The organism is Stenotrophomonas sp. YJH_SMC_46, from assembly GCF_059370315.1.
Map to the genome: position 1 here is coordinate 49,910 of NZ_JCAFTO010000004.1, position 21,981 is coordinate 71,890.

The following is a 21,981-nucleotide window of genomic DNA, read 5'->3' on the forward strand; positions in this document are numbered from 1 at the left end:
CCGGATCGGGTCCGGGGCAGATCCCTTACACTGGCCGCCTCTTCATCCCTGCCCACCCGATGAACCTTCCTCTGCACTTCGGCCTGCTCGGTACCCTGGAAGCTGGCGCCATCGCCATGCTGGTCGGGCTGCTGGTGTACTTCCTGTGGTCGCAGCTGTGCCGGCTCCTGCACTGGACAGCGGGGCATGCGATCGGCTGGTCCTGCGTCATCGCCGTGATCATCTCCGCCGGCATCGATGCATGGAAGCTGTTCTACATGGGCATCGTGCGGCTGGAATCGCCGCTGTACGCGCGCATCTTCCTGGCCACCATCCACGATCCCAACGAGCTCGGCAGCCGTGTGGTGCTGGAAATCGCCGGTGCGCTCGCCGGTGTTGCTCTTGCATGGGTGTTGTTCAGTTCGCGGTCATCGGAAAAAACCGTCGACTGACGCAGGTTTTTCGTTGCCTGCCGGTTAAATGCAGAGGCGCTGAATGCGCATCTTATGAGCCACTCACTTCACCCTAACCACCGCGCTAAAGCATGCGTGGAGGCCAGTGGTTAATCGCGCGTGTGGGCGCCGATCGCGGCGCAAAATCGATTCAGAAACGCGGTGGCAGGGTAGGTGCCGTGCGGAATCAACACGCCGCGCAACACCACCCAATCGGTAGGAGACACCCCTGATGACTATTCGCAACCGCAAGCCCCTGATCGCCCTGATCGTCGCCGCCGGCAGCGTGCTGGCCATCCCGGCGATGGCCCAGTCGGCCAAGCAGCAGGCCGCGCAGGCACAGAACGAGGCCGCCCAGGCGCAGCAGGCAGCGGCACAGGCGGGCCAGGCGGCTGACCAGGCAACCAATGCGGCCGCAGCGGCCTCGGCCCAGGCCAACGGCGGTGGCCAGACCTGGGCCAGCATCGATACCGATGGCAACGGCACCATCAGCAAGACCGAGGCGCAGGTGAACGCCGGCCTGGCCCAGGTGTTCGACCAGGCCGATACCAACAAGGACGGTGAGCTGAGCGCCGATGAGTACAAGGCCTATGTGGCCGCCCAGCAGGCCGGCGCCGGCGGCGCAGCGCAGGGTGCGCAGGGCAGGTAAGACCTGTATCGGGGCGTATGGGAACCCGGGCGGCTTCGGCCGCCCGGGTTTTTTTCGTCACCACGGCCCCTGTATCCTTGCACGATGAACACCTCCACGCCTGCGCCGTCGCGCGCCATCGGCCTGGTCGGTTTTGACGGTGACGATACGCTGTGGAAGAGCGAGGACTACTACCGCAAGGCCGAGCAGGATTATCTTGACCTGCTGTCGCGCTACGTCGACGTGCATGACACCCAGACCGCGCGCCACCTGCTGGAAGTGCAGCAGCGCCACCTGGGCACCTTCGGCTACGGCGTCAAGAGCATGACCCTGTCGATGATCGAAGCGGCCATCGACATCACCGGCCAGCGCATCGAGGCCAAGGACATCCAGCGCATCCTGGAGATTGGCCACGACACCCTGCGCCACCCGGTCGAGCTGATCGACGGTGTGCGCGAAGCGGTGGCGGCCATCGCCGAGCACTACCCGGTGGTGCTGATCACCAAGGGCGACCTGTTCCACCAGGAATCGAAGATCAAGGTCGCCAACCTGGCCGAGCTCTTCCCGCGCATCGAGATCGTTTCCGAGAAGGACCCGGAGACCTACGCCCGCGTGCTGGCCGAATTCGACCTGCCGATGCAGCGCTTCGTGATGGTCGGCAACTCGCTGCGCTCGGACATCGAGCCGGTGGTCACCCTGGGTGGCTGGGGCGTGCATACCCCGTACGCAGTGACCTGGGCCCACGAGACCCAGCATGGCGTGGCCGACGACGAACCGCGCATGGTCACTGCCGATACCGCCCACGACTGGCCGGCCGCACTGGCGGCGATCGAGGCCAAGGCCGCTGCGGCCTGACAGGGCCCGTCGGCTGCGGCAGAATCGGGGCATGAACCACCGACTGCGCGCGCTGATGTTGTCCCTGCTGTTGGCGCCGGCCACCGTGCTGGCCCAGCAGACCGCCGAGCGCTCAAGCGCCTACGAAGTGGACACCGGCGACAGCTGGGTCGATGCCCAGCTGCGGGACATCAACCATTACGCCGAACGCTACCCCGACGCTTTCCTCGACGAAGTGTCGCGCTATGCCGACGTGCCGCGCGGCTACATCAGCGCGCTGTTCACCACCCACGGCTGGCAGGCCGGAGACATCTATTTCGCCTGCTTCTGGGCCAAGGCCAGTGGCCAGACCTGCCGCGACAGCGTGCGTGCCTTCAGCCAGGACCCGGAGGGCGGCTGGGAGGCGTTGGTCAAGCGCATGCCCACCAAGCCGGACAATCTGCACTACCGGGCTGTGCGCCATGCCATCGTGGCCAGCTACCAGCACTGGGACCGGCCGATCACGCTGGATGCCACCCTGAAGCGCCAGCTCAAGCGGTAGTGCCGGCCGCTGGCCGGCGCCTGCACCATTCCAGGCATCCGGAGGTTGCCGGCCAGCGGCCGGCACTACCGGTTTCCTTATGTTGCTCTGCGTATCGCCGCCGCCGGGCGCTCCGGCGACAATACGGTTCCGAGCTGTTCCCCGTTTCCGTAATCGAGTGACTGATGAGCGCCTCTTTCGTTTCGCCTGATGTGATCCGCCGCCTGTTTGCGCAGGCCATGTCCCGCATGTACCGCACCGAAGTTCCGCTGTATGGCACGCTGGTGGAACTGGTGGAGCGGATCAACGCGCAGGTGCTTGCCAATGACCCGGCGCTGGCCGCGCAGCTGCAGCGCAACGACGAGCGTGCGCGGCTGGATGAAGAGCGTCATGGCGCGATCCGCGTCGGCACCGCGCAGGAGCTGGCGACGCTGCGCCGCCTGTTCGCGGTGATGGGCATGTACCCCGTCGGCTACTACGACCTGTCGGTGGCCGGCGTGCCGGTGCACTCCACCGCGTTCCGCCCACTCACCGGCGCGGCGCTGGCACAGAATCCGTTCCGCGTGTTCACCTCGCTGCTGCGCCTGGAACTGATCGAGGATGAAGCGCTGCGTGCCGAGTCGGCGAAGATCCTGTCACGCCGCCGCATCTTTACCGACGGCGCACTGGCACTGATCGAGCAGGCCGAGCGTGACGGCGGCCTGTCGCAGGCCGATGCCGAGCGCTTCGTCGATGAAGCACTGGAAACCTTCCGCTGGCATGGTGACGCCACGGTCGACCTGCCGACCTACCGCGCGCTGCACAACGCGCACCGGCTGGTGGCCGACGTGGTCAGCTTCCGTGGCCCGCACATCAACCACCTGACCCCGCGAACGCTGGACATCGACGCGGCGCAGGCGGCAATGATCGAGCACGGCATGGCGGCCAAGGCGGTCATCGAAGGTCCGCCGCGCCGTGCCTGCCCGATCCTGCTGCGCCAGACCAGCTTCAAGGCCCTGGAAGAAGCCGTTCATTTCCCGGATGCCGAAGGTGGTGACGCCGGCACGCATACCGCGCGCTTCGGCGAGATCGAACAACGCGGCCTGGCGCTGACCCCGAAGGGCCGCGCGCTGTACGACCAACTGTTGTCGCAGGCCCGCGACGCCGGTGGCGAAGGCAGCACCGGCGGCGACTACGGCCAGCGCCTGCAGGCGGTGTTCGCCAGCTTCCCGGATGACCATGACACGCTGCGCCAGGAAGGCCTGGGGTATTACCGCTACCAGCTGACCGACGCCGGCCGCGCCGCGCCGGAGCGCGTGGCCGATCTGCCCGCTGAAGTGCTGGTGGCCGCCGGCCTGGCGACGGCTGACCCGATCGTCTACGAGGATTTCCTGCCGGTCAGCGCCGCGGGCATCTTCCAGTCGAACCTGGGTGGCGAAGAACAGCGCGCCTATGCCGCGCATGCCAACCGCGAGGCCTTCGAGCAGGCATTGGGCGTGGCGGTGAACGACGAGTTCGAGATCTACGAGCGGCTGCAGGCCGAATCGCTGGCGGCGCTGCGCGGGTAAACCGCTTGCCGTGGAGCCGAGCGTGGGCTCGGCTCTACAGGGATTCTGCGGAGCGGCCCCTTTGTAGAGCCGAGCCATGCTCGGCTGCACTGGGATGGAGAGTCGAGCATGGCTCGACTCTACAGCCGCGGGCGTCAGCCCTTCATCGTGCCGGTATCCAGCCAGCGCTGGTGCCACGACAGCGCTTCCGGCAGCAGATGCGGGGTGTGCTTGCCGTAGCTCTCGCGGCTGGCACGGTCGAAGTAATCCTGCAACTGCGGCCGGAAATCCGGGTGCGCGCAGTTGTCGATCAGTACCTGCGCGCGCTTGCGCGGGGTCAGCCCGCGCAGGTCGGCCAAGCCCTGTTCGGTGACGATCACCGACACATCGTGCTCGGTGTGATCGACATGGCTGGCCATCGGCACGATCGCCGAGATGGTGCCGTTCTTGGCGGTGGACGGGCTCAGGAACGCTGACAGGAAACCATTGCGGGCAAAGTCACCCGAACCGCCAATGCCGTTCATGATCCGCGTGCCCATCACGTGCGTCGAATTGACGTTGCCGTAGATGTCCACCTCGATCATGCCGTTCATGCCGATGCAGCCCAGGCGGCGCACCAGTTCGGGGTGGTTGGAGATTTCCTGCGTGCGCATGATGATGCGCTCGCGGTAGAAATCGATGTTCTCCTTGAACGTCTCGTTGGCCTGCGGGCTCAGCGCGAAGCCGGTGCACGAGGCATAGCTCAGCACGCCATCGCGCAGCAGGTCGAGCATGCCGTCCTGGATCACTTCAGTGAACGCGGCCAGGTCGCGGAAACCGCTCTTGGCCAGGCCGGCCAGCACCGCGTTGGGGATGTTGCCCACGCCCGACTGCAGCGGCAGCAGGTTCGGCGGCAGGCGGCCCTTCTTCACCTCGTGCTTGAGGAACTCGATCAGGTGCGAGGCGATCTGTTCGCTGGTTGCATCGATCGGGCTGAACGGGCTGTTGCGGTCCGGGCCGTTGGTGCGCACCACCGCCACGATCTTGTCCGGGTCGCAGCGCAGCGCGGTGTCGCCGATGCGGTCGTTGGCGTTCACCAGCGGAATCGGCTTGCGGTGCGGCGGCAGCGCGGTGCCGTAGTAGATGTCATGCATGCCGTCGACGCCGGCCGGCTGCCATTCGTTGACCTCGACGATCACCTTCTTCGCCAGGTCCAACCAGGTCTTGTTGTTGCCGACCGAGGTGGAGGGCACCAGCGAGCCATCTTCGCGGATGGCCGAGACTTCGATCACCGCAGTATCGATCTCGCCGTAGAAGCCGAACCACACGTGCTGGGCAACGTGGCTGAGGTGGATGTCGATGTAATCCAGCTTGCCCTCGTTGATGCGGTTGCGCGCATCCGGGTCGCTCTGGAACGGCATGCGCATGGCGATGCCATCAGCCTTGGCCAGCGCGCCATCGAGTTCCGGCGCGGTGGAGGCGCCGGTCATCAGGCTGATCTGGAAGGGCTGGCCCTGGGCATGCATCGCTTCGATGCGGCGGGCCAGTTCCACGGGAACGGCCTTGGGATACCCGGAGCCGGTAAAGCCGCTCATGGCCACGGTTTCACCGGGCTGGATCAGCGCGGCTGCGGCCTCTGCGGAGACCACGCGGTCACGGAGACGCGCGTTGGCGATGCGATCAACAGACATGACGACAAGTGTTGCTGGGGGGAATTCCGATTATCGGCCATCCTCATCCGTACGGGGGGTTCTACCTTCGTGGAATGGCTTTTCCCCGGAGGGCTCACCCATACCCGCCGGTTTTGTTTTGCAGTGCAGCGTGCAAAGTGCTTTCGCAGCCCGCACGATGGCCCTGCATCCCGACGTGGGGGAGGGAGCAGAGCCCGCTGGCAGTTCGCTGCAAGCGGGCTTTTTTACTGCCTGTCGCCCAGTATGAATGCGCGGCCTCCATTATCGGTAGTGCCGGCCGCTGGCCGGCAACTGCAGCAACCTTCGGCAGGATCATGGGATCTGCCGGCCAGCGGCCGGCACTACCGGGTCCGTCGCGTCCCGACCGGGTCGATACAATCCGCCCATGACCCTCGCCCCCGCTGACCTGCCCGCCCCGCTGCAGCCCCTTGTCGACCGCGCCCTGGCGCGCCTGGCCCAGGTCCTGCCCGAGCCCGTTCCTGCCGAGCTGCTGCCGCTGCTGACCCGGCTGGCGGTGACCAGTGACTTCGCGCTGGACACCCTCGTGCGGCAACCGGCGCTGCTGGCGCAGCTGGCCGCGCCCGGTTGCCCGCCGATCCCGGCGCCGGTGCTCGATCCGCTACAGCCCAGCGACTGGCCGGCGCAGATACGGCGCTGGCGCACCGCCATGTCCACGCGGCTGATCTGGCGCGACCTGGTCGGCCTCGACGACGTGCCGCAGACCCTCGCCGGCGCCACCGCTTTGGCCGAAGACTGCCTGCGGCTGGCACTGGACGCCCTGCAGCAGGAATTCGCCCAACGCCACGGCGTGGTCCGCGATGGCGAAGGCACCCCACAGCAGCTGGTGGTGTTCGGCCTCGGCAAGCTCGGCGGCGGCGAGCTCAACTTCAGTTCCGATGTGGACCTGGTCTACGCCTACCCGCACGGCGGCGAATCCGACGGCGCGCGCGCGCTGGCCGCCGAAGAGTATTTCGCACGCCTCGGCCAGCGCCTGGCCAAGCTGCTGGACGAAACCACGGTCGATGGCTTCAGCCACCGCGTCGACCTGCGCCTGCGCCCGTTCGGCAGCGCCGGCCGCGTCGCGCTGTCGTTCGCGGCGATGGACCAGTATTTCCAGCGCGAAGGCCGCGACTGGGAGCGCTACGCATGGCTGAAGGCGCGCGCGGTAGCCGGCGACATCGCCGCCGGTGAGGCGTGGCTGCAGACCCTGCGCCCGTTCGTGTACCGCCGCTACCTCGATTTCACCGCGCTCGACGGCCTGCGCGAGATGAAGGCGGCGATCACCGCCGAAGTCGCGCGCCGCGAGCTGCACGAAGACATCAAGCGCGGCGCCGGTGGCATCCGCGAGATCGAGTTCCTGTGCCAGGCGCTGCAGCTGATCCGCGGTGGCCGCGAACCTGCGCTGCGCGAGCGCCGCCTGCTGGTGGCGCTGGACGCGCTGGTGGCTGCGGGGCAGATCGCGCCCGAGGACGGCAGTGCGCTGCGCGAGGCCTACCTGTTCCTGCGCCGGCTTGAGAACCGCCTGCAGATGCTGCGCGATGCGCAGACCCACGTGCTGCCCAGCGATGCACTGGACCGCGAGCGCATCGCCGTCGGCCTCGGCTACCCGGACTGGGACGTGCTGCGCGCGGCATTGGCCGAACAGCAGCAGCGGGTCAGTACTGAATTCGCCGCGCTGCTGGCGCCGCGCAAGGGCCAGGCTGCGCCCGACGCGCTGGCCAACTACTGGCGCAGCCTGCCCGAGGGCAGCGACGCGCCGTTGCTGGCGGAAGCCGGTTTCCTCGATGCCAATGGCGCCGATCAGTCGCTGCGCGATTTCGCCCAGGGCACCGGCGTGAAGTCCCTGTCCGACGCCGCACGTGCACGGCTGGATCGCGTACTGCCGGCGCTGCTGCATGCGGCCACGCGCTCGCCGCAACCCGATGCCGCGCTCAAGCGCGTGCTTGGCCTGCTGCAGGCGGTGCTGCGCCGGACCAGCTATCTCGCGCTGCTGGACGAACAACCGAGCGCGTTGGCGCGGCTGGTGGATGTGCTGGCGCGCAGCGCGCTGCTGGCCGAGCGGCTGGCCGCGTACCCGCTGCTGCTGGACGAACTGCTGGACGTGCGCGTGTCCGGGCCGATGCCCGATGCGGCCGGCATGCTGGCCGAGTGCCAGCAGGTGCTGGCGGTGGAAGACCCCGAATTCGCACTGCGCTGGCTCAACGAGACGCGGCTGGCGCTCAGCTTCCGCATGGCGATGGCCACGCTGGACGGTCGCCAGGGCGCAGTGGACAGCACGCGGCAACTGGCCGAGCTGGCCCAGGCGGTGGTCACCACCGTGCTGGCGATGGCCGAAGCGGACATGCGCGCGGCACACGGCGTGATTCCTGGTGGGCGCTTCGCGATCATCGGCTACGGCAGCCTCGGAGGGCTTGAGCTGGGCTTCGGTTCCGACCTGGACCTGGTATTCCTGCACGACAATCCGGCCGGCGTGGAGGCCAGCGATGGCGCACGTCCGCTGGAACCGGGGCGCTGGTATGCGCGGCTGGCGCAGAAGGTGATGGCGCTGCTCGGTGCGGTCACCGCCGCCGGCCGTCTGTACGACATCGACGTGCGCCTGCGCCCGGATGGCGGCAAGGGTTCACTGGTGTCTTCGTTGGCCAGCTACACCGAATACCAGCGCGAACGCGCGTGGACATGGGAACACCAGGCCTTGGTACGTGCACGCGGCGTGGCCGGTGATGCCAGCCTGCTGGCCGATTTCGAACAGGTGCGTGCGCAGACGCTGGGCCGCGAACGCGATCCGGCCACGCTGTATGCCGATGTGTTGAAGATGCGTGGCCGCATGCGCACCGAACTGGACCGCAGCGATGCTGCGCGACTGGACCTGAAGCAGGGTGCCGGTGGCGTGGTGGACCTGGAGTTCCTGCTGCAGACCGGCGTGCTGGCGCGTAGTGCGCAGCATCCCGCGCTGCTGCAGCCGCGCGATACACCGTCGTTGATAGATGCGCTGGCGGTTGCGGGCTTCCTGCCCGGTGCCACCGCGCAGGCACTGCATACCGCGCATGCCACGCTGCTCGACGTAGGCCTGGCCTGCACGCTGGACCGGCGCCCGCGACTGGCACCGACCACGCCCGCGATTGAAGACGCGTGTGCGGCGATTACGGCGGCGTGCAGAGCGGCGGCATTGCCGTTCGGGTGAGTGGGTGCACCCATTAGAGCAATTGCCCGGGGATGATCCGCTGTTGGTAGGTGCCGACCGTTGGTCGGCACAATCTGTCAGCGGTGATGAACTCTGATGGAGCGTGCCGACCAACGGTCGGCACCTACCGTGCTCATGTGCCATCCAAGGTTGGCACCTACCAGGGCAATGGCGGTCAGCTGGTGGCGCGCAGCGGCGCCATCTTCCACAGCAGCGCGCGGAACGGGGCCAGCAGGCACACGCCGATCGCCAGCTTCACTGCCAGGTCGCCGGCGGCCCAGCTCACCCACGGTAGCGCGGAGCCGGCAAACGCGATCGACCAGAAAATGGTGGTATCCACCGTCGCACTGCAGGTCGTGGCCACCATCGGTGCGCGCCACCAGCTGCCGCGGCGCAGGCGGTCGAACACGGTGATGTCCAGCAGCTGGGCCACGATGAAGGCCGAGCAGGAGGCAATGGCGATGCGCGGGGTGGCCACCCAGATCGACAACAACACCGCCACCGCGAAGCCGATCCACGCCACGCGGCGCGCCGGGCCCGGGCCGAAGCGGCGGTTGATCAGGTTGCTGACCAGGAACGCGACCGGATAGCTGAAGGCACCCCAGGTCAGCCAATCGTTGATCGGGTACTGCACCAGCACGTTGGACAGCAGCACCACCGCGCCCATCGCCAGTACCGCCAGCACCAGGGCGCGCGGGGTCAGCGGGGCAAACAGAGGGGCAGGACGCACGGACATGGCGAGCCAGGGGGAGAAAGGGGATCACCCATTATCCGCCCGGGCCGTGGCAAAACCAAAAACGGTCGTTCAGCTTTACAGCGCTTCACTCATCACGTCACCGGCGGCGTAGGCGGTGGGGACGTAAGCCAGGGCCTGGCCCTGCGCGCTCTTCACGGTCCAGCCGGCACCGGCCTCGGTGGGCTCGAAATGCACCCGCTGGCCGACCACGAAGGCCGCCGTCTGGTCTTCATGTACGCGCGCCGGCCAGCGCAGGGTGGCGGTCTGATCGGCCTTGTCGGGCACCTGCAGCTGTACCTGGCGCTCGCCCTCCGGCGTGGTCTCCACCTTCTTCACCTCCATCGGCGGCAGCGGCACTGCCTTGGTGCGCGTGGCCCGGCCGTTGCGTTCGCTGGCCTTGAACGGCGCCTTGGACAGTTCGGACAGGCCCGCCGATGCAGCGAGCGGCACCGAGACCACGATCAGTGAGGTGATCAGCACGCTGGCCTCGCTGCTGTTCAACTGCGGCGCGGCGCCGGCATGGACGGTGGGCACCAGCAGCGCGGAGAGCAGCAATGCAGAAGCGGGAACGCGCAGGCAACGGAACATGGAGACCTCCTGGTCAGGGGGGGAGACGGCGGCTCAGCGCCGGGTATCGAAGATATCGCGCGGGCCGGTGGCCTCGGGCAGGTACTCCAGCGGGCGGCCCTGGTTGTCCTTCAGCTGCCAGCCCTGGTCGTTGCCGGTTGGCTCGAAATTCACGGTCTGGCCCACGGTGAACTGCACGGCCGGGTCGCCGACGCCGCGCGGATACTGCATCGATGCGGTGTTCTGCGGATCGTTGGCATCACGCAGCAGCACTTCGCGGCGGCCATCCACGGTAGTGGAGATGGCACTCACCTCCATCTGCGGCAGCTTGATCTGCTGCGGGCGGGCCAGCGGCCGGCCGGCGTCGGCCGCATCCTGCGCTTCCTTGGCCGCTGCAGCGCGGGCCGAGGCCACCATCTGCGTGGACATTTCCAGGCTTGGTCCCTGCGGGCCCGGGTCGTGGATGATCACGATGCGGCGTTCGGCGTGGGCAGCCGTGGACCAGGCCAGGCCGGTGACGATCACCATCGACAACACAGAGGTAAGCAGCGGACGCATGTCGTTCTCCTTGCTGGATTCAGGGCGTGGCGGCGGCAGCACCGGCCACCGGCACATGGGGGATCACCAGTTCCTGCTGCAGTTGGCTGCGCTGGTGCAGGAAGTCGAATACCGATTCCACCGTCACCACCGAATAGTTGCCGGAGATGCGTTCGCCGGCCGGATGGTCGGTGGTGGTGGCGTTGGCCACGAACAGGCGCGCACCCACGCGCTTGCCCAGGCCGATATGCAGCACGCTGGGCTGGTACTTCTGCTGGCGCAGCCACTGCTGGGCCTGTTCGCGCTTGACGATGGCCGGCGCGCCTTCGGCCTGCGCCATTGCCGCGGTCAGCACCTCCAGCATCCACTGGTTGGAGTTCTGGTAGTCGGTGGCGAACGGGTAGGCGACCACGTTGTACCTGGTTTCGTGCAGCGCCTTGGGCTGGATCGAGGGCGACACCAGCATCGCCTTCAACGCGGCACGCAGCGGCGCCGCCGGCACGCCGATGCGCAGGTCGGTATGGCCGCCGCTCTCGCCGACGAAGTTGCCCAGCCCTTCGTGGTACAGCTGCGAGCTGTCGGTCTTGCAGCGGTTGAGCAGGTGCATCGCGCGCCAGCGGCCATCGTCCTCGCGCAGCAGGAAGGCCAGGTGGCTGTGTCGCAGGCCGTAGTGGCTCAGATCCTGGCCACCGCGTGCGGCGACCACCACGTCCACATCGGGCAGCGCATCCAGGCGCTCGGCGGTGGTCCAGGCCACGTCCAGCATCGCCGCCTGCGACGCCACGCTCGGGTAGCGCTCGCGGCAGGCGGTGCTGTCGGCCCAGGCCGGTGCGGTCGCCAGCAGGCTGGCGATCAGCAGCGCGGCACGGGGCAGGCGGGCAAAACGATCCATGTCGGTACCTTCAGCGGCGGGCAGGCCCGCGCGCCGATCATACGCTGCTCAGCGCAGCGGGCGATCCACGCCCTTGCGCTGGAGTTCCCTGTCGCAGGCATCGCTGATCGGGGCGATCGGCAGCGGCGGGCGCTCGCCCGTCTTCGGATCGCGCAGCGCCGGCTGCTCGCGGTACGCGTCCAGCTGCTGCTGGCACTGATAGGAGATCGGGTCCAGCTCGGTGGGCGCGGTCGAACACGCGGCGAGCAGGGCCAGGGGCAGCAGGAGCAGGGTGCGCATGAAGGCATTCGGTCCGGTGGGGGGCACCGGACTCTAACGGTATGGGCAGATTGAAATGTTCAGAAATCGCTGTGCATCCCGGTAGTGCCGGCCACTGGCCGGCATCGGCGGTGTTCGGTAATGCGCACAGCGTTGCCGGCCAGCGGCCGGCACTACCCCAATGCCAGGCGCTGCTTCACTTCCGCCGCTACCCGAGCGGTCTCGCGCAGCGGCTCGATGCGGTCGTACTGCCAGTCCAGCCAGTGCGCCTGCAACCGCCCGCGCTCGCGCAGCTGCTGCTGGAAGCGCGCCAGCCGACCCTGCGCGGTATCGGCCAGCGCCACCATCACCGGCATGCGCGTGGCGCAGGCTTCAGACAGCAGGTTCACCGAATCGGGCGACACCACCACGCGGTTGGCCCATCCGAGCAGGCCGCCATAGGGATTGGTGCCGTCGCCGCCGTCGCCCCAGATCACGTGCGGCAGGTCCGCGAAGGTCGCGCGCAGGATCTCGGCCAAGGCGGGCGGCGTGCGTCGCGAGGTGGTGGCCAGCAGGCTGCCGCCCTCGCTGTGGATCTGGTCGGCCAGCGCGCGGAACACACCGACCATCGACGTTTCATCCCACGGCGCCAGCGGCGTCGGTCCACCCACCAGCAGCGCGGTGCGCGGGCCGGGCAGGGTGCTGAAGCCGGCGAACGCGGCGCGGCCCCAGGCCAGCCAGTCATCGTCCACCGGGTTGAGGCTGCCGAGCAGGGTCAGCACGTTGCTGCCGCGCAGGGCGTCGTGTTCGGGCACCACCACCACATCCCAATAGCGAGCGTTGATGCGCGGGTCGAGGATCTGCACCACCTGGCTGCCGCGTGCGCGCAGCACGCGCAGGGCACCGGCGGCCTGGCGGCCACAGCCGATCGCCAGCGCCGGGGCCTCGGCAGCCAGTGTCGCGAAGGCCTCGCCATAGCCATTCACATCGCCGGGCAGGCGCCGCGGCGACAGCCAGCGCCAGGGTGCGCGCGGTTGCAGGAGCAGCGGTCGGTGGGTGCCCTGGCGCAGTGCCGAGGCCAGCGCGACCGCCTGGCGGACATTGCCCGCACGGCCGTCGGTGACCGTCCATGGCGCGCTCGATCGTTTCACCATTGGCATTAATTCGTTTCAGCCCTGCTGGGTGTTGCAACAGTCGCGACACTCTACACTGCGGCTCGTCGTTTCGCCCCGCGCCGCCCGCGGGCACTGACTTCCTTTCGCCGCCCTGGAGATCCACCGATGTCCCACGCGCTCGACGCCGCCGCCCTTGATCAGCTGTTCCGTACGGCCCGCACCCAGAACGCCTTCCTCGACAAGCCGGTCCCCGAGAGCCTGCTGAAGGAACTGTACGACCTGGTGAAGTGGGGCCCCACCGCGGCCAACACCACGCCGGCGCGCTTCGTCTTCGTCACCTCGAAGGAGGCCAAGGACAAGCTGGCCCCGGCGCTGTCCGAAGGCAACCTGGCCAAGACCATGGCCGCGCCGGTCACCGTCATCATCGGTTTCGACCTGGACTTCCACGAGAAGCTGCCGTACCTGTTCCCGCACACCGATGCCAAGGCCTGGTTCGACGGCCCGCAGGAAGGCCGCCACGAAGCCGCCATCCGCAACGGCAGCCTGCAGGGTGCCTACCTGATCCTGGCTGCGCGCGCGCTGGGCCTGGATGCCGGCCCGATGTCCGGCTTCGACCCGGCCAAGGTCGACGAAGCCTTCTTCGCCGGCACCTCCATCAAGTCGAATTTCCTGGTCAACCTGGGTTACGGTGATCCGGCGGGCCTGTTCCCGCGCCTGCCGCGCCTGTCGTTCGACGAAGCGGCGCGCATCGCGTAAGTCGCTGTATCGGTTTCGGGCCCGCTGTTCCGCGGCGGGCCATTGCTGCACCGTGTACCCACCCTACGATCCGGAGAGTTCCTCAGATGAGCGCCACCCGTAAACTGCTGCTGCCGCTGGCCCTGACCCTGGCCATCGCCGCCTGCTCCAAGCCGGCCGACACCGCGGCCCCGGCTGCCGATGCCGCCGCCCCGGCCACCACCGAGCAGGCTGCCACCCCGGCTGCCGATGCCGCTGCTGCCGCGCCGGCTGCCGAAGCGATCAAGATCGCCTCGGGCACCTACAAGCTGGACCCGAGCCACACCGACGTGCTGGCGCAGTGGAGCCACTTCGGCTTCTCCAACCCGAGCGCGCACTTCGGCAACGTCGAAGGCACCCTGGTGTACAACGCCGAAGACGTGACCAAGTCCACCGTGGAAGTGAAGCTGCCGCTGAGCGGCCTGAACAGCTTCACCGCCAAGTTCGACGAGCACCTGAAGAGCGCCGACTTCTTCGACGCCGCCAAGTTCGCCGATGCCACCTTCAAGAGCACCAAGGTGGAAGCGGCCGGCACCAACAAGCTGACCGTCACCGGCGACCTGACCATCAAGGGCATCACCAAGCCGGTCACCCTGGACGTCACCGTCAACGGCGGCGGCGAGCACCCGATGGCCAAGGTTCCGGCGGCTGGCTTCGATGCCACCACCACCCTGAAGCGCAGCGATTTCGGCGTCGGCGCCTACGCCCCGAACGTCAGCGATGAAGTGAAGATCCGCATCACCACCGAAGCCACCGGCGAAAAGCCGGCGGCCTGATGCACCCCACTCACTCGTCGTGAGAAGGCAGAAGGCCCGCTGAAAAGCGGGCCTTCTTTTTGGGCTCTGCATGCGAGGTGCCCGATGCCGATGGGGTTGCCGGCCAGCGGCCGGCACTACCCGGTAGGTGCCAACCGGCATCTGGTGGGTGCGGACCGTTGGTCCGCACGATCCCTCAGCGCAACGCGCCCAACCATGCCACGCACGCTTCGCTCGGGCTCTGCTTGGCCTTCACCGCCAGCCCGCTCACCCGCACGAACGTCTGCGCGGCCTGCGCCACCACCTGGCGGGCGATCAACGCCGCCTGCTTGGTGGCAGCCTGCTGCTTGCGCAGCTGCACGATGTTGATCGAAGGCCGGCCCACCGGTGCGTACTTCTGGTCGCGGCGCAGCACGTCGGCCACCTGCGCCACTTCGAATTCGGCCTGCAGGTAGCGGTGCTGTGCTTCCACCAGTTCGCGCAGCGGCGTGCGCAGTGCAGCGGTATCGGCGAAGGCGGCCAGGGCCGCATCGCAGGCAGCGTCATCAGCGAAGCGGGCACGCAGCGCATCCACGCTGGCCAGGGTCAGTTTGGCCATGTGGGCCTCGTTGCTGCAGGAAAGGAGCGCGATTGTCGCATTGCTTGGCGGCTGATGCGTTGAACCGGGCGGCGGATTACCTGTAGAGCCGAGCCCACGCTCGGCTCATCGCGCGCAGCTCGAGGGTTCGCCGATCGCGGAACGAAGAGCAGCCGAGCATGGGCTCGGCTCTACACAGTCAAAGGCGTGCGGACCAACGGTCCGCACCCACCAGGGAATGTGCATGGCCGCCGATGACCCCTGTAGAGCCGAGCCCACGCTCGGCTTATCGCGCGCAGCGCGAGGGTTTCCGATGGCGGAGCGGAGAGCAGCCGAGCGTGGGCTCGGCTCTACATGGTCAAGGGCGTGCGGACCAACGGTCCGCACCCACCCAGGAAGGTGCGTCAAAGGTGTGCGGACCAACGGTCCGCACCCACCAAGCAGGGCCCGCACCCACCGGCTGCCCGGTCAATCGCCGTCGGTTTCGTCCGGGTGCGCCTTCCAGTAGCCGGTGGAACGAATCCAGTCGCGCGGCACGCCCAGGTGGCCTTCGATGAACTTGCGCATCATCCGCGCGCGGCGCGATTCGGTGGCGATCCAGTAGAAGACATCGCCGTCCGGGGCCTCGAAGTCGGTCAGCATGTCTTCCAGCAGCGTACTGCTGGCCGCCGGGAAGCCGTTGCGCTCCAGCCAGTGGATGCGCACGTTCTCGTACTGCGGCAGGTCCTGGCGCTCGTCCTCGTCGCGCACTTCAATGAAGGCCTGCACCTCGGCACCGTCCGGCAGCACGTCCAGCCAGCGGGCGATGGCCGGCAGCGCGGTTTCATCGCCGATCAGCACATAGGCGTCGTAGCTGTCGGCCACCACGAACGAGCCGCGCGGGCCGCCGATCACCAGCGTATCGCCGGGCTGTGCGCGCTCGGCCCACGGCCCGGCCACGCCCTGGTCGTGCAGCACGAAGTCGATGGCCAGCTCGCCGGCTTCATGGTCCCACCAGCGCGGGGTGTAGTCGCGCGAGGGCGAAGGCACCTTGCCGTCCGGGTAGCTGCGGCCTTCGGCGGTCAGCACCGGCAGCACCATCTCGCCCGCAGCGTTGGGGAAGAACAGCTTGATGTGGTCGTCGGCGCCGGGCGAATCGAAACCGGCCAGCTCTGCGCCACCCAGCACGATGCGGCGCATGTGCGGGGTGACCTCTTCAGTGCGCAGCACGGTCAATTCACGGAAGCGCACATCCAGGCGCAGGCGCGTGTTGTTGTGTTCGGTCATGGGGGTTACCTGTAAAGGTGTCGCGCGGGGGCGCGCGGCATGGGGAGACCTGGCTGGATTCAGTCTGGCTGGGTCGTTGAAATCGGTGGTTGCTCGCTACCGGCGGTACCGTTGAGCAGGGCCGAGGCCCGCGTCAGCAGCGCCGCCACTTCGTCCGCCTCACCCTCGGCCCAGCGGCCGTGGTGATGCACCAGCGCCCGCTTGAACTCGCGCAGGGCAGTGGCCAGCGGCGGCGGCAGCGAAGCCTTGGTGATCTCGCGGGCACGGTCGAAGGCACGCCGCTGCGCCAGGCGTACCTGGGTGCGCTGCACCTTCAGCTCGAACTCGCCAGCAGCGGTGATGCGGAAGATCCGCTTGCCGTCCACTTCCTCGGCCTCGATCCAGCCGGCCTGCTCGAAGCTGGCCAGCAGCGGGTACATGGTGCCGGCGCTGGGCGTATAGGCCTGCATGAACTGGTTGCTGATCAGCTGCATCAGCTCGTAGCCATGGCGCGGCTGCTCGCCGATCAGGGCCAGCACCAGCAGGCGCAGGTCACCGCGGCTCAGCACGCGTGGCTGGCCGTTGCGGCGGGGCACCGCCGGATCGGTGGAACGGGCTCGGGGAGAAGGGGGACGGCTCATTTCGATATATCGGTAAACGAGTGTGCAAACGATATATCGATATGTCGAACGCGACAACACTCGATCCGGCCACAAGCGGGTCTGTTTTGGGCCACGGCGGGCGGCGCGCGTAGAAACGGGGCGCCCTTTGCAGGGCGCCCCGGCAGCAACTGTGGAAGGGAGCGGGGCCTTGGGGCCAGCACTCGGTCTCTACCCTGCGGCCGCCAGCGGCGCACTTCCAGTGCCGGATGCGGCATGTTGCCGCTGGTTCAGTGCCCGGCGCCGGAAGCGGCCGCCCCCGACACCCAACCTGCCCCAGAAGCGTCATCGGCAGTAGTAACACTGCGTCCTGCGCATGGACGCAGCGGGCCTGATGCGACAGCGGGGCGCCGGCCGCAAGAGGCCGTAGCGGCCGGAAACAGGGGCCTGTCCTGCTGCTGGACAGGGCGGGACATGCCTTGCGGACACTGGCCGCATGCATCCATACGCCAGCGTAGCCAAGTGACGAAAGCCCTTGGTGCGCTACACTTTGCGGTCTAGAAATCTATACAACAGTCGCGCGCGTGCGTGCGGTTATGGGAGCGCTAATGAACTGGTTGAACGAGGTGCTGAACAACGACCCGAATCCTGTGGAAACCCAGGAGTGGATCGAGTCGTTGAAGGCCGTTATTGATGTCGAGGGCTCCGAGCGCGCGCATCAGCTGCTGGAAGGCATGGTGGAACTGACCCGTCGTTCGGGCGCCTACCTGCCGTTCTCTCCCACCACCGAGTACGTCAACACCATCGAGCCGCAGCTCGAGGCCAAGAGCCCGGGCAATGCCGAGCTGGAATGGCGCATCCGTTCGATCATCCGCTGGAACGCGATGGCCACCGTGGTGCGCGCCAACCGCAAGCCGGGTGACCTGGGCGGCCACATCGCCTCGTTCGCCTCCGGCGCCACCCTGTACGACGTGGGCTTCAACCACTTCTGGCGCGCCCCCAGCGAGAACCACCCGGGCGACCTGCTGTTCATCCAGGGCCACAGCGCCCCGGGCATCTACGCGCGTTCCTTCCTGGAAGGCCGCATCAGCGAAGAGCAGCTGGACAAGTTCCGCATGGAAGTGGACGGCGGTGGCCTGTCCTCGTACCCGCACCCGTGGCTGATGCCGGACTATTGGCAGACCCCGACCGTGTCGATGGGCCTGGGCCCGCTGGCCGCCATCTACCAGGCGCAGTTCATGCGCTACCTGGAAAACCGTGGCCTGATCGAGAAGTCCGACCGCAAGGTCTGGTGCTTCATCGGCGACGGCGAGAGCGACGAGCCGGAAACCCTGGGTGCCATCGCCCTGGCCGGCCGTGAAGGCCTGGACAACCTGATCTTCGTGGTGAACTGCAACCTGCAGCGCCTGGACGGCCCGGTGCGCGGCAATGGCAAGATCATCCAGGAACTGGAAGGCGTGTTCCGTGGCGGCGGCTGGAACGTGATCAAGCTGCTGTGGGGCGGTTACTGGGATGCCCTGCTGGCCAAGGACACCAACGGCGTCCTGAAGAAGCTGATGATGGAAACCGTCGACGGCGAATACCAGAACTGCAAGGCCTTCGGCGGCGCGTATACCCGCGAGCATTTCTTCGGCAAGTACCCGGAAACCGCTGCGATGGTGGCCGGCCTGAGCGACGACGACATCTGGCGCCTGAACCGTGGTGGCCACGACCCGCACAAGGTGTACGCCGCCTACCACCAGGCCGTGAACACCAAGGGCATGCCGACCGTCATCCTGGCCAAGACCGTGAAGGGCTACGGCATGGGCAGCGCCGGTGAGGCACTGAACCCGACCCACCAGACCAAGAAGCTGGACGACGAAGCGGTGCGCCACTTCCGCGACCGCTTCAACATTCCGGTGACCGACGCGCAGCTGGCCGACGGCCAGGTGCCGTTCTACCACCCGGGCCCGGATTCGCCGGAAGTGCAGTACCTGCAGGAACGCCGTGCTGCCCTGGGCGGTTACCTGCCGCAGCGCCGCCGCAAGGCCGACAAGACCTTCGTGGCGCCGAAGCTGGAAGCCTACGAGCGCCTGCTGAAGAGCAGCGGCGAGCGCAGCTACTCCACCACCATGGCCTTCGTGCAGAGCCTGAACATCACCCTGCGTGACAAGGAACTGGGCCCGCACATCGTGCCGATCGTGGCCGACGAAGCCCGTACCTTTGGTATGGAAGGCCTGTTCCGCCAGATCGGCATCTACGCGCCGTTTGGCCAGAAGTACAAGCCGGTCGATGCCGACCAGCTGATGTTCTACCGTGAAGACCAGAGCGGCCAGGTGCTGCAGCAGGGCATCAGCGAGCCGGGTGCGATCAGCTCGTGGATGGCCGCCGGTACCAGCTACTCGGTCAGCAACGTGCCGATGCTGCCGTTCTACATCTACTACTCGATGTTCGGCTTCCAGCGCGTGGGCGACATCGCCTGGCAGGCCGCCGACATGCGTACCCGCGGCTTCCTGCTGGGTGGCACCGCCGGCCGCACCACGCTGAACGGTGAAGGCCTGCAGCACGAGGATGGCTTCAGCCATCTGGTGGCCGGTGGCATCCCGAACGTGCGTAGCTACGACCCGACCTTCGGCTTCGAAGTGACGGTGATCCTGCAGCACGGCACCAAGCGCATGATGGAAGACCAGGTGGACGAGTATTACTACGTCACCCTGATGAACGAGAACTACACCCACCCGGAAATGCCGGAAGGCGCGGCCGAAGGCATCGTCAAGGGCATGTACCTGCTGACCGACGCCGGCAAGCCGAAGAAGGGCGAGCTGCGCGTGCAGCTTCTGGGCTCCGGCACCATCCTGCGCGAAGCCATTGCTGCCGCCGAGCTGCTGGACAAGGACTTCGGCGTGACCGCCGATATCTGGAGCTGCCCGAGCTTCAACGAACTGCGTCGCGATGGTTTCGACGTGGAACGTGCCAACCGCCTGCATCCGGAAGGTGAGCAGCGCAAGGCCTACGTGACCGAACTGCTGGAAGGCCGCCAGGGCCCGGCAATTGCCGCCACCGACTACGTGCGTGCGTATGCGGACCAGATCCGTGCGTTCGTGCCGATGTCGTACACCGTGCTTGGTACGGATGGGTTTGGTCGTTCGGATACGCGTGCGAACCTGCGCCGGTTCTTTGAGGTTGACCGGTACTACATCGCGCATGCCGCGATTGCGGCGTTGGCGAAGGAAGGGAAGATGACCGCGAAGGATGTGGCCCGGGCGATCAAGCAGTACAAGATTGATCCGGAGAAGGCTAATCCTGTTGGGGTTTGATTAGGTAGTTATCTTTCATTAAATGGGCGACCCGTGGGTCGCCCATTTTTTAGGGCTTGAATATGGATATTGAAGGCTATCTGACCGATCTATTCAAAGAGAAGACATCCGGAGCTTTTCTGTTCCTTGGCTCCGGTTTTTCCAGGCGCTACATCGGCTTGGAAGACTGGAAGGGGCTTTTGCAGCGCTTCTGTGCTCCAGGGAAGAAGTTCGAATACTATCTTTCCCGAGTTGATGGCGACTATCCAGAAGCGGCAAAGCTCCTGTCTGTCGATTTTAACGAAAGATGGTGGTCCGATCCCGAGTTTGAGGAAAGTCGCGCTCATTATGGTCAGAGCGTATCTACCAGTTCATCAGCCCTAAGGGTTGAGATCTGCAGATATCTGTCCTCACTTACTGATAAATTCCCGGATGGTGTGCTTCTTGGTGAAGAGGTTGAGATAGTTCGCAGGCTCAATGTCGATGGTGTTATTACCACTAATTGGGATTGTTTTGCCGAGCATCTTTTCCCTGATTATAAGGTCTACGTAGGACAGGGGGACTTGCTGTTCGCTAACCCGCAAGAGGTTGGTGAGATATATAAAATCCACGGCGGGTGCTCGGATCCTGAATCGCTGGTCCTGACCTCTGACGACTACGCACTATTCGCAAGCCGGAATCCGTACTTGGCTGCCAAGCTAATTACGGTATTTGTTGAACATCCCGTCGTGTTTATTGGGTATTCGCTATCTGATCCGAATATTCAGTCGATACTTAGATCTATTAGCTCATGCATAGGCAGTAAGAATGTTAGCAAGTTGAGAAAGAACTTAATATTCTTGCAGAGGCCTGAGGAAGAAGAGGGTGATTCAATTTCGGAATCCTATTACGCTTTGGATGCAGAGCAGATTCCAATTGTTCTCGTAAAAACACAAGATTTCTCGAAGGTTTATGCTGCGCTTGAGAAAACCAAGAGAAAAGTTCCTGCCCGTATATTGCGTTTTTGTAAGGATCAGATGTATGAAATTGTCAAGAGCGGTGACCCGGATAAGAAAATAAGCGTCATCGACATCGAGAACATCACTAAAACGGATGATGTTGAATTCTTGGTAGGCGTTGGAGTAATTGCTAAGGGCCTCTCCGCGGTCGGTTATGAGTCGATCCAGTTAGTGGATTTGCTCTCTGATCTGGTAATTCAGGATCGTCAGTACAGCGCTGATATGATACTCAAGAGTGTCATTAAGAGTGTCGGAAGAAATACCAGTAATGTTCCGGTTTTCAAGTATTTGAATGCTGCCGGAATTACGACAAAGGCTGATTTTAACAAGTCGGAGTATGATCTTAAGAAATGGGTTGAGCGGAGGATCGATGAGTTCCGTTCCAACGTTTACAAGAAGTCTTTCGCTAAGAAGTGTAAGGATATGGATATTCAGGATGTGATCGATGAATTTACCCCGGAGGTCGCGGCCGCATACATTCCATTCCTTTCTGCCGACAAGATCGATCTCGAAGTTCTTCGAGGTTTTCTTGAAGACAATTTTGATATTTTCAAGGCGGGATCGACTGGCTACGTGAGCTACTATAGAAAGCTTGCCTGCTTCTATGATCGGCTTCGATGGGGCTGGCGTTTTTGACGACGCCTTTTCTCCCAATCGCATGCGATCTTCCTTGCGTTTTCTTTCGAATTGGGCTGAATGACGAGCGAGAAGGATCTCGTGGTACGCGGATTCATTGAGGTATTACAAGAGAGGAGTCGATGACTCTCCTGGAATGTTCTGGTCTGAGGGACTGTGAGGCTTGATTGTCTCTACGTGAGAGCAGTCAAGCTGCCAACCGCTACTTGGTGACGTAATTGGCATTGTTCCATTAGGATTAGTACTGG

At 65.6% G+C, this 21,981-nt stretch carries 20 protein-coding genes; 10 read left to right on the forward strand and 10 right to left on the reverse strand.

The features are described 5' to 3' along the window. Positions 1–59: 59 nt before the first annotated feature. From AC5P8C_RS13885 to hglS, 5 genes are all read left to right on the forward strand, one after another. Positions 60–431: a hypothetical protein gene (locus tag AC5P8C_RS13885; RefSeq protein ID WP_019662198.1), complete on the forward strand. Its 372-nt coding sequence runs from the start codon at positions 60–62 to the stop codon at positions 429–431. A 232-nt stretch (positions 432–663) separates the two neighbouring features. Beyond that, entirely contained in the window at positions 664–1,080 is a 417-nt protein-coding gene (locus AC5P8C_RS13890) for an EF-hand domain-containing protein (RefSeq protein ID WP_019662197.1), read from the forward strand. Positions 1,081–1,164: 84 nt separating this feature from the next. Beyond that, on the forward strand, positions 1,165–1,914 hold the full coding sequence (locus AC5P8C_RS13895) for an HAD family hydrolase (protein ID WP_019662196.1): 750 nt from the start codon (positions 1,165–1,167) through the stop codon (positions 1,912–1,914). Between the two features lie 31 nt (positions 1,915–1,945). Further along, positions 1,946–2,434: a hypothetical protein gene (locus AC5P8C_RS13900; protein WP_019662195.1), complete on the forward strand. Its 489-nt coding sequence runs from the start codon at positions 1,946–1,948 to the stop codon at positions 2,432–2,434. Positions 2,435–2,598: 164 nt separating this feature from the next. Next, entirely contained in the window at positions 2,599–3,960 is a 1,362-nt protein-coding gene (hglS, locus tag AC5P8C_RS13905; protein WP_019662194.1) for a 2-oxoadipate dioxygenase/decarboxylase HglS, read from the forward strand. A 134-nt stretch (positions 3,961–4,094) separates the two neighbouring features. On the opposite strand, the gene scpC is transcribed toward hglS, so the two are convergent. After that, on the reverse strand, positions 4,095–5,609 hold the full coding sequence (scpC, locus tag AC5P8C_RS13910) for a succinyl-CoA:acetate CoA-transferase ScpC (RefSeq protein ID WP_043399952.1): 1,515 nt from the start codon (positions 5,607–5,609) through the stop codon (positions 4,095–4,097). A gap of 385 nt (positions 5,610–5,994) precedes the next feature. Here scpC and glnE point away from each other — a divergent pair, with 385 nt between their 5' ends. Next, positions 5,995–8,790, forward strand: a complete 2,796-nt coding sequence (gene glnE, locus AC5P8C_RS13915; RefSeq protein ID WP_495218948.1) for a bifunctional [glutamate--ammonia ligase]-adenylyl-L-tyrosine phosphorylase/[glutamate--ammonia-ligase] adenylyltransferase — start codon at positions 5,995–5,997, stop codon at positions 8,788–8,790. Between the two features lie 175 nt (positions 8,791–8,965). Here glnE and AC5P8C_RS13920 read toward each other — a convergent pair whose 3' ends face one another. From AC5P8C_RS13920 to AC5P8C_RS13945, 6 genes are all read right to left on the reverse strand, one after another. Next, the gene (locus AC5P8C_RS13920; protein ID WP_019662191.1) at positions 8,966–9,526 is read right to left on the reverse strand and encodes a queuosine precursor transporter; all 561 of its coding nucleotides are present in this window, start codon (positions 9,524–9,526) and stop codon (positions 8,966–8,968) included. Between the two features lie 75 nt (positions 9,527–9,601). Continuing rightward, positions 9,602–10,114, reverse strand: coding sequence for a hypothetical protein (locus tag AC5P8C_RS13925; RefSeq protein WP_019662190.1), 513 nt, complete (start codon positions 10,112–10,114; stop codon positions 9,602–9,604). Positions 10,115–10,147: 33 nt separating this feature from the next. After that, a complete protein-coding gene (locus tag AC5P8C_RS13930) occupies positions 10,148–10,651 on the reverse strand; it encodes a hypothetical protein (protein WP_495218949.1) in 504 nt (167 codons plus the stop codon). Positions 10,652–10,670: 19 nt separating this feature from the next. Further along, positions 10,671–11,522, reverse strand: coding sequence for a DUF2145 domain-containing protein (locus tag AC5P8C_RS13935; protein ID WP_495218950.1), 852 nt, complete (start codon positions 11,520–11,522; stop codon positions 10,671–10,673). 48 nt (positions 11,523–11,570) lie between these two features. Then, a complete protein-coding gene (locus tag AC5P8C_RS13940; RefSeq protein WP_005415044.1) occupies positions 11,571–11,801 on the reverse strand; it encodes a hypothetical protein in 231 nt (76 codons plus the stop codon). Between the two features lie 152 nt (positions 11,802–11,953). Continuing rightward, complete coding sequence (locus AC5P8C_RS13945) at positions 11,954–12,913, reverse strand: mitochondrial fission ELM1 family protein (RefSeq protein WP_495218951.1); 960 nt, start codon at positions 12,911–12,913, stop codon at positions 11,954–11,956. 126 nt (positions 12,914–13,039) lie between these two features. Here AC5P8C_RS13945 and AC5P8C_RS13950 point away from each other — a divergent pair, with 126 nt between their 5' ends. Further along, a complete protein-coding gene (locus tag AC5P8C_RS13950) occupies positions 13,040–13,630 on the forward strand; it encodes a malonic semialdehyde reductase (RefSeq protein WP_005415046.1) in 591 nt (196 codons plus the stop codon). 86 nt (positions 13,631–13,716) lie between these two features. Further along, on the forward strand, positions 13,717–14,424 hold the full coding sequence (locus AC5P8C_RS13955; protein ID WP_005415047.1) for a YceI family protein: 708 nt from the start codon (positions 13,717–13,719) through the stop codon (positions 14,422–14,424). 175 nt (positions 14,425–14,599) lie between these two features. Here the strand turns inward: AC5P8C_RS13955 and AC5P8C_RS13960 are convergent, their stop codons facing one another. From AC5P8C_RS13960 to AC5P8C_RS13970, 3 genes are all read right to left on the reverse strand, one after another. Then, the gene (locus AC5P8C_RS13960; RefSeq protein ID WP_233653309.1) at positions 14,600–15,001 is read right to left on the reverse strand and encodes a hypothetical protein; all 402 of its coding nucleotides are present in this window, start codon (positions 14,999–15,001) and stop codon (positions 14,600–14,602) included. 447 nt (positions 15,002–15,448) lie between these two features. Next, on the reverse strand, positions 15,449–16,246 hold the full coding sequence (locus AC5P8C_RS13965; RefSeq protein WP_019660851.1) for a siderophore-interacting protein: 798 nt from the start codon (positions 16,244–16,246) through the stop codon (positions 15,449–15,451). A 59-nt stretch (positions 16,247–16,305) separates the two neighbouring features. After that, entirely contained in the window at positions 16,306–16,866 is a 561-nt protein-coding gene (locus AC5P8C_RS13970; protein ID WP_495218952.1) for a PadR family transcriptional regulator, read from the reverse strand. 566 nt (positions 16,867–17,432) lie between these two features. On the opposite strand from AC5P8C_RS13970, the gene aceE reads away from it, so the two are divergent. Then, positions 17,433–20,120 carry a pyruvate dehydrogenase (acetyl-transferring), homodimeric type gene (aceE, locus tag AC5P8C_RS13975; protein WP_019660853.1) on the forward strand — a complete coding sequence of 896 codons (2,688 nt, stop codon included), beginning with the start codon at positions 17,433–17,435 and terminating at the stop codon, positions 20,118–20,120. Positions 20,121–20,182: 62 nt separating this feature from the next. After that, on the forward strand, positions 20,183–21,733 hold the full coding sequence (locus AC5P8C_RS13980) for an SIR2 family protein (protein WP_026347113.1): 1,551 nt from the start codon (positions 20,183–20,185) through the stop codon (positions 21,731–21,733). Positions 21,734–21,981: the final 248 nt, after the last annotated feature.